Genomic DNA, 12,556 nt, shown 5'->3' on the forward strand with positions numbered 1-12,556 from the left:
GCTTTCCGGTGCCATTGTATAGGAGGAACCGATGTCTCTGGTTGCTTCGCTTCAGATCGAATTACACCGCTTGTTGGATAGTGCGGCCCAGCTCAGCGACGAGCAGGCGCTGGCCCGCCTCCATCAGATGCTGACCTGCCTCGCCGAAGGGGCGGAGCTGGTCAGCTACAATCTGGACGTGCCGGATGGGCTTGGCCATGTGCCGGCCCTTCAGCGGGCTATGCTGACCCAGACCCTGCTGACGGCGGATACGGCTGGCCGCTGCTGAATTGCGGATGAGGGGCGTCGGCACCTTCATCTTGGAACCGGTAGAACCGCGCCGGCGATCAGGGTTTTCCAGCCGCATCAGAAGAGGCGGATACCCTGGGCGGGCATAGTGGCCGAGAATGATTGGGTATGTTGGGGCCGGGCACTGCAATCCGGCCTTTTTATCATCCGGGCTCTGGCTGATATCCTGTCAGGAGCCGCTGGGCTTGCGGCCTTTCAGGCGGCTGTCTGCCGCCTCCAGTACCGCCCAGAATTGCTTGAACATTTCCACCCGCAGCGGATAGCTCTCATCCCGCACGGCGGTATCGGGGTGGAACAGGCGGGCGAAGGCGACCTTCAGCGCCGCCACTTCCTTTTGCGCGATCACCATATCGGCCAGCCGTACCGTGTCCTCCCCGCCAGGTGGTTCGCTTTGGGCGTCTTTGCGGGTTCCTTCCGGCTTGGGCGGCGGGGGCTTTTCCGCTGTGCTGGCTTTGGCCGCCAGATCGGCCTGCCGGTCGGCGATAAAATGGGGCCGGCTGATCCGCGGCTGAAAATGGGTGGCGATACGGCGCGCCTCCGGCACATCCAGGCAGACATAGGAGGCGGCGAGCATATGGCTTTCCGGCTGCCAGCGTACCACGCGCAGTTCCGCCGGGAAGGTGAAGCGATGGCCAGCAGAAAGCAGCTCCACCTGGGCGGAGACACGCCCGCCGCGCTGGGCCGGCGGATCATCGGCATGCATCAGCAGGCCGTTCTGGCTCCAGTTGACCAGGGGCATGATGTAATCGCCGACCCGCACGGACCCGGATTCCACCGGCTCCCGCAATTGGCGGCGTTTCTCAAAGAATGGACTGCGCACCGCCGTCCCCTGCGGCTGGAAGGAAAGCCACTCTACCTAAAGCGGCTTAAGGGCCGGTAAACCAGGGGGCAGGCCCTAAAATGTCACAACGAAGGGTGGTTGCGGACCTGCGGGAAGCGGATACGAAAAGGGCCGGGAAAACCCGACCCTGAAAGCATCTGATTCTGCGGATGAACAGAAATCAGGCGGTGATGTTGACGAAGCTGCCGCGTGTGCGACCGGATTGAAGGGCCTGCTGGCGCTCCTGCTCCGTCGGTTCGGTATTCTGCGCCGTTTCCTGCTGCTGCTGGGCGGTGGTTTCCCGCTCCGCCGCTTCAACAGGCTGCACCGGCTGGGCGCGGAAGCCGCCATCCGTCGTCCGGACCGTCGGGCTCTGCGCGACAGCCTGGGAGGCATAAGAAGAAATGCTGCTGATGGCCATAATCCACCTCACTTGATCTCCCCCAAAATACCCTCGGACCGATAGTCCGTCAACCGGGCCCGGCAGACCTTTCGGTCAGGGGGCCATGCGTGGGGCGCTGGCGGGGACGGCGGTTCCTTCTGCCGGCCCCGGATTGGCTGTTCCCTCCCTGCCGCTTTCAGGCATGATGGAGGCCGGTTCCGTTAAGGGAAAGGGGAATGCCCCGATGATCAATCTGCTGCTCAATGTGCTGTGGGTGTTCTTTTTTGGCTTTGCCGCGGCTCTCGGCTGGCTGACAGCGGCGCTTTTCATGGTCATCACCATTGTCGGCATTCCCTGGGCGCGGGCGGCGGTCAATATCGCCATCTTCATGCTCTGGCCGTTTGGGCGGGTGGCGGTGGACCGGGAGCTGTTGACCGGCCGGGGGGATCTCGGCACCAGTCCGCTGGGGACGATCGGCAATATCCTGTGGTTCATCTTTGCCGGCATCTGGCTGGCGCTGGGTCACCTGATCCTGGGGATCGGCTTCTGCCTGACCATCATCGGCATCCCGTTCGGCTTCCAGCATTTCAAGTTTGCCGGGCTGGCGCTGGCCCCCATTGGCAAGACCATTGTCGACCGGGAAGTGGCCGATGCCATGATTTATGGGCGGCGTTAAGGCTGGTGCTTACCGACCCGCTGCCGCCCCGGTTGGTGTCAGCGGGGCCAGCAGGTCGGGCACCCGGTCCTTTTCCACCGCTTCCAGCCAGTAATCGGCCAGCCGGTCGGTTTCCGCCACCGCCTGACGCCAGTAACGCTGGCGGGCGGCGGTTTGCATGCGCTTGAAATCGCCCCGGTCGGGGATTTTGCCGTGGGGCAGGCCGGCGGTGAAGTTGGCGGACGGGCAGATCAGCAGCGTCCGCGACAGGTTGGCCGCGTGGGCGCGGCGCCAGCGCAACGGCTTGTCGAACCAGCCGGGCACAATCCTGTCACTGAAATGCGGGTAAAGCACCAGACCCGGCGCCGTGAAGCGCAGGTCCAGATGGTAATCCAGGATGCCGCCATCCAGATAAAGCCCCGGCAGCGCCCCTTCCAGGGCTGCCACCCCGTCAAAGACGAACGGCACGGCGGAAGAGGCGAGCAGCGCCGCCACGGCATTGCCCACTGTCAGCGCCACGCGCTGTGACGGGAAATCGCCTGAACAATCAAAGGGCGGCGGGTCGCGCCGGTCATGGATGATGGTGCGCTGGAAAAACAGGCCCACGCCCCGGCGGTTGATGCTGTTGGCCAGCCCTGCCGCCGCCAGCCCTGCCCCCAGCCCCAGCCGGGAACCCGGCCGCACCGGCCCCCGTCCGCGCACGGCCAGGATGGATTGGCGCATGAAGGGATGCTCCACCATATGGGCCACCCCGTCGGCCCCGAAAATAATCTCCAGGAACTGGCGGCAATGGTCCGTCAACTCAGCCGATGTGACCGGGGGTTCGACCGCATAATCCAGATAAGCATCCTCAAACCGCTTGCAGGCGGCCACCGGGTCGGGCTGTGACAGGCAGGCAAAACGCCAGGTGCCGATGGAACTGCCCACCATATGCAGAGGCCGGGTGCGGCTGCGGAACCAACGGCCGAACAGGGCCTGATCCAGCCGGGTCAGCCCCAGCCATTTCGCCCCGCCGGACGCACCCGCCACCACATCGAACAGATCCTCATGCAGCCCGTCGCGGCGGATGCGTTCCATCGCTTCCGGCCCGGCCAGCAGGCGTAGGGGCTGATTATCCCGTACGGGGATGATGAAAGGGCTGGGGTGGGTGGCGGTCACGTCATATCCCCGGTTCCGATACGGCGGTGCCGCCCGCTATTGACGGCGGATCGGCCCGCATGGTGATAGTGCCTGCAACCAACCCTGACAATGCGGACCATAAGGGCAGGACCCATGTTCACTATCGCCACCGTGGATTTCCAGGCGCCGGACGCGCCGGAACAGTTTGTGCGCTCCATGCATGAGACCGGCTTTGCCGTATTGCGCAACCACCCGATCGACCAGGGCCTGATCGGTGATCTGTATAAGGTCTGGTCAGGCTTCTTCGCTGGGGCGGAGAAACATGATTACACCTTCGATCCCGCCCATCAGGACGGCTATTTCCCGTTCAAGTCGGAAAATGCCAAGGATAGCGCGGTCAAGGACCTGAAGGAATTCTACCATGTCTATCCTGGCCGTCGCCTGCCGCCGGGGGTGAAGGACGCAACCGACCGGATGTATGCCGATCTGGCGCGCCTGGGCGATACGCTGCTGGGCTGGATTCAGGATCAGGTGCCGGCGACTGTGCGCGACAGCTTCTTTGAACCGCTGCCCAGCATGATGCACGGATCCGACCGGTCGCTGTTCCGCGTGCTGCATTACCCACCCATCGGGGAAGGGTACGAGCCCGGCGCCGTGCGCGCCGCCGCGCATGAGGATATCAACCTGATCACCCTGCTGGTGACGGGGTCGGAGCCGGGCTTGCAGGCGCAGGATACGGCGGGCACCTGGTATGATGTGCCGTGCGATGCCGGGATGATCGCCGTCAATGGCGGTGACATGCTGAAGCTGGCCTCGGGCAATTACATCCCGGCCACGCCGCACCGGGTGGTGAACCCCCCACCCGAACATAATGTCTCCCGCTATTCCATGCCCATGTTTCTGCACCCGCGCGCCGATGTGCGCCTGTCGGCGGACTTGACGGCAGGGGAATTCCTGGACCAGCGGCTGCGGGAAATTGGCCTGAAGAAGTAATACCAATCCGCCTTGAGCTTGACTCATGGCGGATTGGGATCGGCGGCGACTGCCGCCGCGCGGCACGTGCCGCGTTAGCCAAGCCAACTGATGTTGGCGCCGGCGCCTGAGGTCGTCGAAGGGTTGACCAAGGGGCAATCCTTCGGCGGATTGGTATAAGTCCCAATAAGGCTTTATCCGTACCCAGGCGCCGGCACCGTCAAGGTCCGGCGCCTTTCTTTATGCCCTACCCTTGACGACGACTATATGAACCATATACGGATCATATATTGATGAAGAGGGGCGGCTGATGGGCATTGTGAAAATCGACGATGATCTGCATGAGGAGGCCCGCCGGGCCGCCACGGTCATGTGCCGGTCGATCAATGCGCAGGCGGAATTCTGGATGAAGATCGGCATGCTGGCCGAGGCGCACCCGACCCTGTCCTTCAATGAAATCGTGAAGATGCAGCTCACGGCGGCGCAGGTCCGGCTGACCGATCTGGCGGTGGCCTGATCATGGTGAAAACCCCCGATGAACTGGCGCTGATGCGGGCCGCTGGGCGCTTGCTGGCCTCAGTATTTGAGATGCTGGACGGGCTGGATCTGGCCGGCATGTCCACCATGGCGGTGAATGATCTGGTGGATCGTTTCATCAGCGTGGACCTTGCCGCCCGCCCGGCCAGCAAGGGGCAATATGGCTATCAATATGTGCTGAACTGTTCGATCAACCATGTCGTCTGCCATGGCGTGCCGGATGCCGATACCATCATCCGTGACGGCGACATCATCAATCTGGACATCACGCTGGAAAAGGATGGCTTCATCGCCGATTCCAGCAAGACCTATATGGTCGGCACGGTTTCCCCGGCGGCGAAGCGGTTGGTTCGGGTGGCGCAGGAAGCGATGTGGCAGGGCATCCGGCAGGTCCGGCCGGGCGCGCATCTGGGCGATATCGGCTTTGCCATCGAACAGCATGCCAAGAAGAGTGGCTATTCCGTCGTCCGGGATTATTGCGGCCATGGCATCGGCCGGGACATGCATGAAGAGCCGCAAATCCTTAATTTCGGCAAGCGCGGTACCGGCATGAAATTACGGGAAGGCATGGTTTTCACCATCGAACCGATGGTCAATCAGGGCACCCGCAAAGTCTCAACGGAAAGCGACGGCTGGACCGTGGTGACCGACGACCGCAAACTTTCCGCCCAGTTCGAGCATACGGTGGCGGTGACGAAAACCGGGGTTGAAGTCCTGACCCTGCGCCGGGATGAGAAGGCGGCAATGGCTTAAAGATGGTGCCCGCTACCGGACTCGAACCGGTACGCCCCGGAGGACAACAGATTTTAAGTCTGTGGCGTCTACCATTCCGCCAAGCGGGCCCAAACGTGCAAGGACGCTAAGCCGGCGGGGAACCTAGCTGAACAGGGGGCCGGCTGCAAGCCCATGTGGCAGGCGCCGACCCCTTCTGCTCTGACATAAGGATCAAGCCGCCTGGGCGGTCCCGCCATCCTGGCCGGTGGACAGGCTCTTGGCCAGATTCTGGCCGATGATCTTGCCGTGGCGCTGGTTGTCTTCATCCTCCTCATCATCCCGTTTACGGGCTTCCGGGCTGCCAGGGCGGGCGGCGGGGTCGGACAGGCGGGGGCGCTCAGTCAGGCGCAGGGTTTCGCGCCACATTTTTTCATCATCTGTGGGCGGGGCAACGCCAGCCTGCATCAGCTTTTCACCCATGCCGGTGACCTCAAGGGACAATTCATTGCCCTCCAGCGTGAAACCGCTGGCCGCGTCGATCTGCTTGGCGGCGGAGATCAGGTTGCGATTGGCGTCGGCTTCTGCCGTACCAGCATTGATCTGGCGATACCAGCCGGCCTGCGCCGCCGCATGCTCCATCAACTGGGCGTCGCCCACCAGCTTGCCCAGGCGCCGTTTCAGGTCCGGCTGGTTATCCAGGGCGGCCATGATGTCTGCGCGCCTCGGATCGTCGGCGGTGACATCAAGCTCCCCCTGTTCATCGCGGGTGAAGGTGATGGGCGGGCTACTGCGGATGCCAGCAATACCCAGCACCATCTGCAATTCATTGCCAAGGGCTGCCTTGTCCCGCTTCACGCTGTCAGCGCTGGGCATTTCCAGATTTGACAGGCCCTCGATCTGCGTTCCCTTTGTCCCGGTAATCCCGCCCTGGCTGCTGGTGCTTTCCCCGGTTGCACTGCTGCTGGTGGCGTCGCTGCTGGTGACATCATCGCTGTTCTTGGTCGCTTGGGCAGCGCTGGTGGCGGTGGCGGCGAAGGGCTGCCATTGGGTGCGGCGGGCAAGAAGTGACTGGATATCCATCCCATCCCCCTATGGTTGGGCAAAATTTGCCCATCTCGCGCGGCAGGCTTTGCCGGGCCGTGGCGAGGCGTTCAGGCGGGAAATGGCAGAAATCCAGCGGCCGCCCGCATTACCGGCCTTGTCCTGGGGCCGCAATGCGGCACCTGCGCGGGTGACTAAAAGCAAACCCCGTGCCGGTGGCAGCGGGGATGAACAGGCCGGGGTTGACAGGGGGGCTCGCCCGCCTCACATCCAGGGAATGACAGAGAACCAGCTCCTCGCCCTCGTCTCTTCCATCCTGGTGTTGATTATCGTGCTGCGGGGGCGCGGGCGCCACGTGCTGCGCCAAGGCGGGCTATTGCCCAAGATCGCCATCTGGCTGGCATTATTTGCCGCGGCGGGGTTTATCTACCACCTGTTCGGGCCGTTCGGTAATTTTTGACCCGGCCCGCCGGGGGCGACCTCTCCCATAAAGGAAAAGGCCGCCGCCCCTTTGTTATTATGATTCCGGAACAACCTTGGCCGGACGACGGCGACGGTTCCGCCACCGTTTCAACAATTCCTCGAACGGTTCCAGCAGCCGCTCCTGCAAGCCGGGGTCACCTTCCAGCTTGCCAAAGACAAAGGCGCCGGCTTCCAGGGTGGAAACGCTCTCGCGGCGGGGTTCCTTGCGGATCGTTCCGTAGGCGGAACGGAAATCCGGATGGATCACGATGCGCCGCAGCTTCAACAGCCAGGCATTGCGCCACCACAGGGTCTTGGCCTGGCTCCATGTCCCGTCAATCAGGACGATGCCTTCCAGGTCGGCCAGCACCAGATCGCTGTCGGGCAGAATATCCTTGCGGCCCATCACGGCGATGCCGCCGCGCGGCACCTTTGCCACTTCTTCCTTGCTGCCCATGAACAGCACGCCCCAGCGCTTGGGGTCGGCCTGCCGGCCCAGCAGCTTGGACAGGGACGGCCAGGACAGGCCGACCTTGACAAGCGCGCCTTCGATCTGGCCGCTGAGCAGCCGGGCGGTGCCCAGTTCCACATCCTGTTCCTGCGGATGCTGAAGGATCAGCAATTGCAGGCGTGTGCGCTCCAGCGTCAGATCGGCGCAGAGGCAAAGGTCCGGGGGCTTGCCGCAAATCGGGCAGGGTTCCGGCGGCGGGGGCGGCGGGGGAAGGATCAGATCATCGCTCATGGTGGGCGCACCATAGCGCAGCCGGGCCTGTTGCGGCAGGGGGTTCCGCCGCTGCCCTGGCCCGCGTTGCCGGCACCCGCATGGGCGGGCGGCCCTCAGCGCTGTTTGCCCGGCGGGGCAGGGGGTGTAAGGTCGCTGCCGGAAGGGCCTCTGGCGGGCCCGATGATGGAAAATGGTGCTGGCAGCGGCGCCGATGCTGAACGAGAGAGTAGCCTGACGTGATGAATGACGAGATCGCCGACGATTTCGAGGAACGGCGCCCGATCAAGATCCACAAGCCCGAGGATTTCGAGGGCATGCGCCGGGCGGGGCGTTTGGCGGCGGCCACGCTGGATTATATCACCCCCTTTGTCGTGCCCGGCGCCGTGACCGGCGATCTGGACGATAAGATCTTGCAATTCGTGCTGGATAATGGCGGCACCTCGGCCACGGTCGGCTACAAGGGCTATACCAAGGCCAGTTGCATCTCCATCAACCATGTCGTCTGCCACGGCATTCCGGGGCCGAAGCGGCTGGTCAATGGCGATATTGCCAATATCGACGTGACCGTCATCGTGGATGGCTGGTTTGGTGATACCAGCCGCATGTATATGGTGGGCGATGTGCCGCTGAAGGCGCGCCGGCTGGTCGATGTGACCTATGAGGCGCTGATGCGCGGCATCGCCGCGGTAAAGCCGGGCGCCACGCTGGGCGATATCGGCCACGCCATTCAGTCCTATGCGGAGAGTTTCCGCTATTCCGTGGTCCGTGATTTCTGCGGCCATGGTCTGGGCCGCGTGTTCCATGACTCGCCCTCCGTGCTGCATTATGGCCAGCCGGGGCGGGGCGTGGAACTGAAGGAAGGCATGTTCTTCACCATCGAGCCGATGATCAATGCCGGCCGGTACGAGGTGAAGGTGCTGGCCGATGGCTGGACGGCGGTGACGCGGGACAAGAGCCTGTCGGCCCAGTTCGAACATTCCATCGGCGTGACCAAGGATGGATGCGAGATTTTCACCCTCTCGCCCGCCGGCTTTACCAAGCCGCCTTATAGCGCGGCATAAAACCAACCCCTGTTACAGCCCCGAGATGCTTGCACCTGTCCCTTTACACTTGTAATCAGGTGTATGGACGGATTCATGCACATCAGGGCTGTAGCATGGCGAAGCGCACAAAAGCGACGGATGGCGCAGCAGATGTGGCCGCGATGGACGATCTGCTGGCCGCGGCCCTGGCAGGCAATGGGGAACCGCCGCCCGCCCGTCGCAACAACCGGTCTGGACCCGAAGGGCCGGCGGGTGCCCCTTCCGCCGCTCCAGCCATGGCAGGAGAGGCGGAAGAAAAGCCCCATTATCATGGCCATCGCGACAGGTTGCGCAGCCGGTTCCTGACCGCCGGTCCGGATGCGCTGCAGGATTATGAATTGCTGGAACTACTGCTGTTCCAAGCCATTCCCCGCCGGGATGTGAAGCCGCTGGCCAAGGAACTCCTGACCGCCTATGGCAGTCTCTGGGCCGTGACCCAGGCCCCGGCTGACCAGCTTCAATCCCGTTTCAATTTATCGGAAACCGTGGCGGCGGCCATCCGGGTGGTGGGCGCCATTGGCCTGCGCATGGCGCGTCAGGCGGTCATCGGGCGCCCGATCCTGTCTTCCTGGCAGAAGCTGCTGGATTATTGTGCCGGCGCCATGGCGCATGAACCGGTGGAACAGTTCCGCCTGCTGTTCCTGGACCGGAAAAATACGCTGATCGCCGACGAGGTGCAGCAGCGCGGTACCGTGGACCACACGCCGGTATATCCGCGCGAGGTGGTGCGGCGGACCCTGGAACTGGGCGCTTCAGCCGTTATTCTGGTCCATAACCATCCCTCCGGCGACCCGACCCCCAGCCGCGCCGATATTGACATGACCAAGCAGATTGTCACCGCCGCCAGCACGCTGGGCGTTGTGGTGCATGATCATGTCATCATCGGCAAGGGCGGCAAATATGTCAGTTTCAAGAGTGCCGGCTTGATGTGAGCCGTGTCAGGCGGCCTTGCGGCCCCTGGTTGTTGCGGTCAACCATCGCCGCTTCCCCCAATCGACCCTGATCAAAAGGATAGGTTTTGGGACCGGGCTGGCCCGCGTCCTGAAAAGGTCGTTGCTTTATGCAATATTTTGCAAAGTGCAATTGCATTATTTAATAAATTGCTTTTTGCAACATTCAATCGGTTTGAGCCCGTAGCCGTAAGTTATTGATTCTTATTGGTTGGTATTGCGACCAGCGGTTGGCACCGCGGCTGCAACATTGGTTGGCAAGAAGGCAAACGCCTCCAAACGAACCGAACCGATGGAGTTTCCAATGTTCAAGACCGCCCTGCGCGCCGCCGCCCTGTCCCTGATCACCGTTGCCGCCGCCGCCCCCGCCATGGCGCAGAATGCGAACGGTACGATCCAGTTGCGCGGCAATGTGCAGCTCTCCTGCACCATCAGCGTCCAGGACCAGGGCCAGAGCCTGAACCTGAAGAATGGTGAGAACCAGAAGACGGTCGGCACCGTGACCGAGAGCTGCAATTCCGGCTCCGGCTACAAGATTACCCTGGCTTCCGCCAATTCCGGCAAGCTGAAGTCCGGCAACACCACGATCGATTATCAGGTGAATTACGACAACCAGGGTGGTGCGCTGACCTCCCAGATGGTCGTGGACCGCGCTACCGCCCAGTTCAACAAGCGCGCCGACCTGAAGGTGACCGTTCCGGCCTCCGAACAGTATGTCGCCGGTGATTACGCCGACACCATCACCGTCACCATCGCCGCCAAGTGAGGATCAGGGCGGTGCCCTGGCGCCGCCCCTCTCAACCGATGCGTGACCCGGCGCGACTTATCCCCTATATCCAGGCCCTTGATCCCCTGGTTGGTGGGCTTGCGTCCGGTGTCTGATTTCGAGCAACGATTTGGTGAACCGCTGGCCAAAGTGCTGATGCGCTTTGACGAGCTGCGTGACGGGCTGGCATCCGGCGCCCTGTCTGGGGATGCCTTTGTGAAGGCCAGCCAGGAATATGCCGAGCTGGAACCGGTGGCCGCCACGATTGCCGAGATGCGGCGTGCCCGCACCGATCTGGTCGATCTGGCCGCCATGGCCGAAGGTGATGATCCCGATATGCGGGCGCTCGCCCGTGAGGAAATGGCCGAGGCCGAGCGCCGCTTGCCGGAACTGGAACGCAAGGTCCTGCTGGCCCTGTTGCCCAAGGATGAGGCGGACGAGAAGAACGCCATCCTGGAAGTCCGCGCCGGCACCGGCGGGGACGAGGCCGCCTTGTTCGCCGCTGAACTGTTCGAGATGTATAAGCGCTATGCCGGGCTTCAGGGCTGGCGCTTCGAGGTGATGGAAATCAGCGAAACCGGCATTGGCGGTTACAAGGAAGCCAGCGCCACCATCACCGGCCGGTCGGTGTTCCGCCGCCTGAAATTTGAAAGCGGCGTGCATCGCGTCCAGCGCGTGCCCGCTACCGAGACGCAAGGCCGTATCCACACCTCTGCTGCCACCGTTGCCGTGCTGCCGGAAGCCGAAGAGGTGGATGTCCATATCGATGAGCGGGATCTGCGGATCGACGTGTTCCGTTCCTCCGGGCCGGGCGGGCAGTCGGTCAATACGACCGACAGTGCCGTGCGCATCACCCATCTGCCCACCGGCCTCGTCGTTTCCCAGCAGGATGAGAAAAGCCAGCACAAGAACAAGGCCAAGGCCTTGAAGGTGCTGCGCGCCCGGCTGTATGAGGCCGAACGCCAGCGGCTGGCCTCTGAACGGGCGGCTGACCGTAAAAGCCAGGTCGGCAGTGGCGACCGGTCAGAACGCATCCGCACCTATAATTTCCCGCAAGGCCGTATCACCGACCACCGCATCAACCTGACGCTTTACGGCAAGATCGACCGCTTCATGCTGGGGGAAATCGACGAGGTCGTCGATGCCCTGATCGCCCAGGAAGAGGCGGAGCGGCTGGCAGAGCTGCAATGATGCCATGAAAGTGAAGCGGCCCCGCCTTCCAGGGGGAGGGCGGGGCCGCTTTTGCGTCGTCGTCAGGTTGCGTGACGCGGTCTATCCCTGTTCCAGTTCTGCGCCCCAATATTCCGCACTGGTCATGGAATGCGGGAAGGCAGGATCGTCGGCGGATGCATCCTCGGCCACGCCCATGTCCGACGCTTCCTCTTCCACCCGATCGTAGAACAGGAAGTCGCGCCAGCTTTCATGCAGAAAGGTGGGCGGGAAGTGCCGGCCATTTTCCTGCAGATCATAGGCGGTGGGCGCGAAAGCCGGCTGACGTGGATGCATGCCGCATTGATGCGGCAGCCGGCTGCCCTTGGCCAGATTGCAGGCAGAACAGGAGGTGACGACATTGTCCCAACTGGTACGGCCCCCCCGGCAGCGGGGAATGACATGGTCGAAGGTCAGTTCCTGCGTTGGAAACGGCTGCCCGCAATATTGGCAGGTGAAGCGGTCACGCAGGAAGACATTGAAGCGGGTGAAGGCTGGCCGCCGGCTGGACGGCACATATTCCTTGAGACTGATGACACTGGGCAGACGAATGGCGATCTGCGGTGAGCGTACGGTCCGGTCATAATGGGAAATAATGTTCACCCGATCCAGGAACACGGCCTTCACCGTTTCCTGCCACGACCAGAGTGACAAGGGGAAATAGCTGAGCGGACGGAAATCCGCATTCAGTACCAACGCCGGACAACCATCAAAAGGTGGGGACAAGCTTCACCCCCTTCCGCTGTTCCGTGGAATCCCTAAACATGTCGGACCGCGCGGAAATGCGGGTCTGGCCTGCATCGGGGTGCGGATTGATATACCGCGCGGGCCCTTC

Annotated in this window: 15 protein-coding genes, 1 tRNA gene and 1 pseudogene; 10 read left to right on the forward strand and 7 right to left on the reverse strand. The window is 62.8% G+C overall.

Annotated elements, in window-relative coordinates; translation table 11 throughout:
* Window positions 1-31: 31 nt before the first annotated feature.
* On the forward strand, window positions 32-268 hold the full coding sequence (locus G473_RS0101520; RefSeq protein ID WP_029011655.1) for a hypothetical protein: 237 nt from the start codon (window positions 32-34) through the stop codon (window positions 266-268).
* Between the two features lie 189 nt (window positions 269-457).
* On the opposite strand, the gene G473_RS0101525 is transcribed toward G473_RS0101520, so the two are convergent.
* Both G473_RS0101525 and G473_RS0101530 read right to left on the reverse strand, forming a co-directional pair.
* Window positions 458-1,108 carry a hypothetical protein gene (locus G473_RS0101525; RefSeq protein ID WP_154667211.1) on the reverse strand — a complete coding sequence of 217 codons (651 nt, stop codon included), beginning with the start codon at window positions 1,106-1,108 and terminating at the stop codon, window positions 458-460.
* 181 nt (window positions 1,109-1,289) lie between these two features.
* Window positions 1,290-1,529, reverse strand: a complete 240-nt coding sequence (locus G473_RS0101530; RefSeq protein WP_029011657.1) for a hypothetical protein — start codon at window positions 1,527-1,529, stop codon at window positions 1,290-1,292.
* A gap of 205 nt (window positions 1,530-1,734) precedes the next feature.
* Between G473_RS0101530 and G473_RS0101535 the strand changes: the two genes are divergently transcribed.
* Entirely contained in the window at window positions 1,735-2,166 is a 432-nt protein-coding gene (locus tag G473_RS0101535) for a YccF domain-containing protein (RefSeq protein WP_029011658.1), read from the forward strand.
* 9 nt (window positions 2,167-2,175) lie between these two features.
* On the opposite strand, the gene G473_RS0101540 is transcribed toward G473_RS0101535, so the two are convergent.
* Window positions 2,176-3,303 (reverse strand): patatin-like phospholipase family protein, encoded by a 1,128-nt coding sequence (locus G473_RS0101540; protein WP_051329765.1) that lies wholly within the window; start codon window positions 3,301-3,303, stop codon window positions 2,176-2,178.
* Between the two features lie 114 nt (window positions 3,304-3,417).
* Between G473_RS0101540 and G473_RS0101545 the strand changes: the two genes are divergently transcribed.
* From G473_RS0101545 to map (G473_RS0101555), 3 genes are all read left to right on the forward strand, one after another.
* Complete coding sequence (locus G473_RS0101545; RefSeq protein ID WP_029011660.1) at window positions 3,418-4,257, forward strand: isopenicillin N synthase family dioxygenase; 840 nt, start codon at window positions 3,418-3,420, stop codon at window positions 4,255-4,257.
* 289 nt (window positions 4,258-4,546) lie between these two features.
* Window positions 4,547-4,753, forward strand: coding sequence for a ParD-like family protein (locus G473_RS0101550; RefSeq protein ID WP_029011661.1), 207 nt, complete (start codon window positions 4,547-4,549; stop codon window positions 4,751-4,753).
* A gap of 2 nt (window positions 4,754-4,755) precedes the next feature.
* Complete coding sequence (gene map / locus G473_RS0101555; RefSeq protein WP_029011662.1) at window positions 4,756-5,526, forward strand: type I methionyl aminopeptidase; 771 nt, start codon at window positions 4,756-4,758, stop codon at window positions 5,524-5,526.
* Between the two features lie 3 nt (window positions 5,527-5,529).
* On the opposite strand, the gene G473_RS0101560 is transcribed toward map (G473_RS0101555), so the two are convergent.
* Window positions 5,530-5,615: transfer RNA gene (locus G473_RS0101560), tRNA-Leu, on the reverse strand.
* Window positions 5,616-5,718: 103 nt separating this feature from the next.
* Window positions 5,719-6,567, reverse strand: a complete 849-nt coding sequence (locus G473_RS0101565; protein WP_029011663.1) for a hypothetical protein — start codon at window positions 6,565-6,567, stop codon at window positions 5,719-5,721.
* A gap of 238 nt (window positions 6,568-6,805) precedes the next feature.
* On the opposite strand from G473_RS0101565, the gene G473_RS30140 reads away from it, so the two are divergent.
* Window positions 6,806-6,988: a hypothetical protein gene (locus G473_RS30140; protein ID WP_029011664.1), complete on the forward strand. Its 183-nt coding sequence runs from the start codon at window positions 6,806-6,808 to the stop codon at window positions 6,986-6,988.
* 57 nt (window positions 6,989-7,045) lie between these two features.
* On the opposite strand, the gene G473_RS0101575 is transcribed toward G473_RS30140, so the two are convergent.
* Window positions 7,046-7,732: a tRNA-uridine aminocarboxypropyltransferase gene (locus G473_RS0101575; protein WP_051329766.1), complete on the reverse strand. Its 687-nt coding sequence runs from the start codon at window positions 7,730-7,732 to the stop codon at window positions 7,046-7,048.
* Window positions 7,733-7,953: 221 nt separating this feature from the next.
* On the opposite strand from G473_RS0101575, the gene map (G473_RS0101580) reads away from it, so the two are divergent.
* The 4 genes from map (G473_RS0101580) to prfA all read left to right on the forward strand — a co-directional run bounded on the left by map (G473_RS0101580) (window position 7,954) and on the right by prfA (window position 11,703).
* On the forward strand, window positions 7,954-8,775 hold the full coding sequence (gene map, locus G473_RS0101580; protein WP_029011666.1) for a type I methionyl aminopeptidase: 822 nt from the start codon (window positions 7,954-7,956) through the stop codon (window positions 8,773-8,775).
* 95 nt (window positions 8,776-8,870) lie between these two features.
* Window positions 8,871-9,728, forward strand: coding sequence for a RadC family protein (radC, locus tag G473_RS0101585; protein WP_084437567.1), 858 nt, complete (start codon window positions 8,871-8,873; stop codon window positions 9,726-9,728).
* A gap of 322 nt (window positions 9,729-10,050) precedes the next feature.
* Complete coding sequence (locus tag G473_RS0101590) at window positions 10,051-10,512, forward strand: spore coat protein U domain-containing protein (RefSeq protein WP_029011668.1); 462 nt, start codon at window positions 10,051-10,053, stop codon at window positions 10,510-10,512.
* Window positions 10,513-10,620: 108 nt separating this feature from the next.
* Window positions 10,621-11,703, forward strand: a complete 1,083-nt coding sequence (gene prfA / locus G473_RS0101595) for a peptide chain release factor 1 (protein WP_035705014.1) — start codon at window positions 10,621-10,623, stop codon at window positions 11,701-11,703.
* A 201-nt stretch (window positions 11,704-11,904) separates the two neighbouring features.
* Here the strand turns inward: prfA and G473_RS24505 are convergent.
* A pseudogene (locus G473_RS24505) lies at window positions 11,905-12,447 on the reverse strand (HNH endonuclease); the annotation flags it as partial.
* Window positions 12,448-12,556: the final 109 nt, after the last annotated feature.

The organism is Niveispirillum irakense DSM 11586, from assembly GCF_000429645.1.
Taxonomy (GTDB): Bacteria; Pseudomonadota; Alphaproteobacteria; order Azospirillales; family Azospirillaceae; genus Niveispirillum; species Niveispirillum irakense.

Coding starts and splice junctions, on each gene's coding strand:
- radC (WP_084437567.1), top strand. CDS start 8,871: ATGGCGAAGCGCACAAAAGCGACGGATGGCGCAGCAGATGTGGCCGCG.
- map (WP_029011662.1), top strand. CDS start 4,756: ATGGTGAAAACCCCCGATGAACTGGCGCTGATGCGGGCCGCTGGGCGC.
- G473_RS30140 (WP_029011664.1), top strand. CDS start 6,806: ATGACAGAGAACCAGCTCCTCGCCCTCGTCTCTTCCATCCTGGTGTTG.
- G473_RS0101530 (WP_029011657.1), bottom strand. CDS start 1,529: ATGGCCATCAGCAGCATTTCTTCTTATGCCTCCCAGGCTGTCGCGCAG.
- G473_RS0101535 (WP_029011658.1), top strand. CDS start 1,735: ATGATCAATCTGCTGCTCAATGTGCTGTGGGTGTTCTTTTTTGGCTTT.
- map (WP_029011666.1), top strand. CDS start 7,954: ATGAATGACGAGATCGCCGACGATTTCGAGGAACGGCGCCCGATCAAG.
- G473_RS0101520 (WP_029011655.1), top strand. CDS start 32: ATGTCTCTGGTTGCTTCGCTTCAGATCGAATTACACCGCTTGTTGGAT.
- G473_RS0101550 (WP_029011661.1), top strand. CDS start 4,547: ATGGGCATTGTGAAAATCGACGATGATCTGCATGAGGAGGCCCGCCGG.
- G473_RS0101565 (WP_029011663.1), bottom strand. CDS start 6,567: ATGGATATCCAGTCACTTCTTGCCCGCCGCACCCAATGGCAGCCCTTC.
- G473_RS0101590 (WP_029011668.1), top strand. CDS start 10,051: ATGTTCAAGACCGCCCTGCGCGCCGCCGCCCTGTCCCTGATCACCGTT.
- G473_RS0101545 (WP_029011660.1), top strand. CDS start 3,418: ATGTTCACTATCGCCACCGTGGATTTCCAGGCGCCGGACGCGCCGGAA.
- G473_RS0101575 (WP_051329766.1), bottom strand. CDS start 7,732: ATGAGCGATGATCTGATCCTTCCCCCGCCGCCCCCGCCGCCGGAACCC.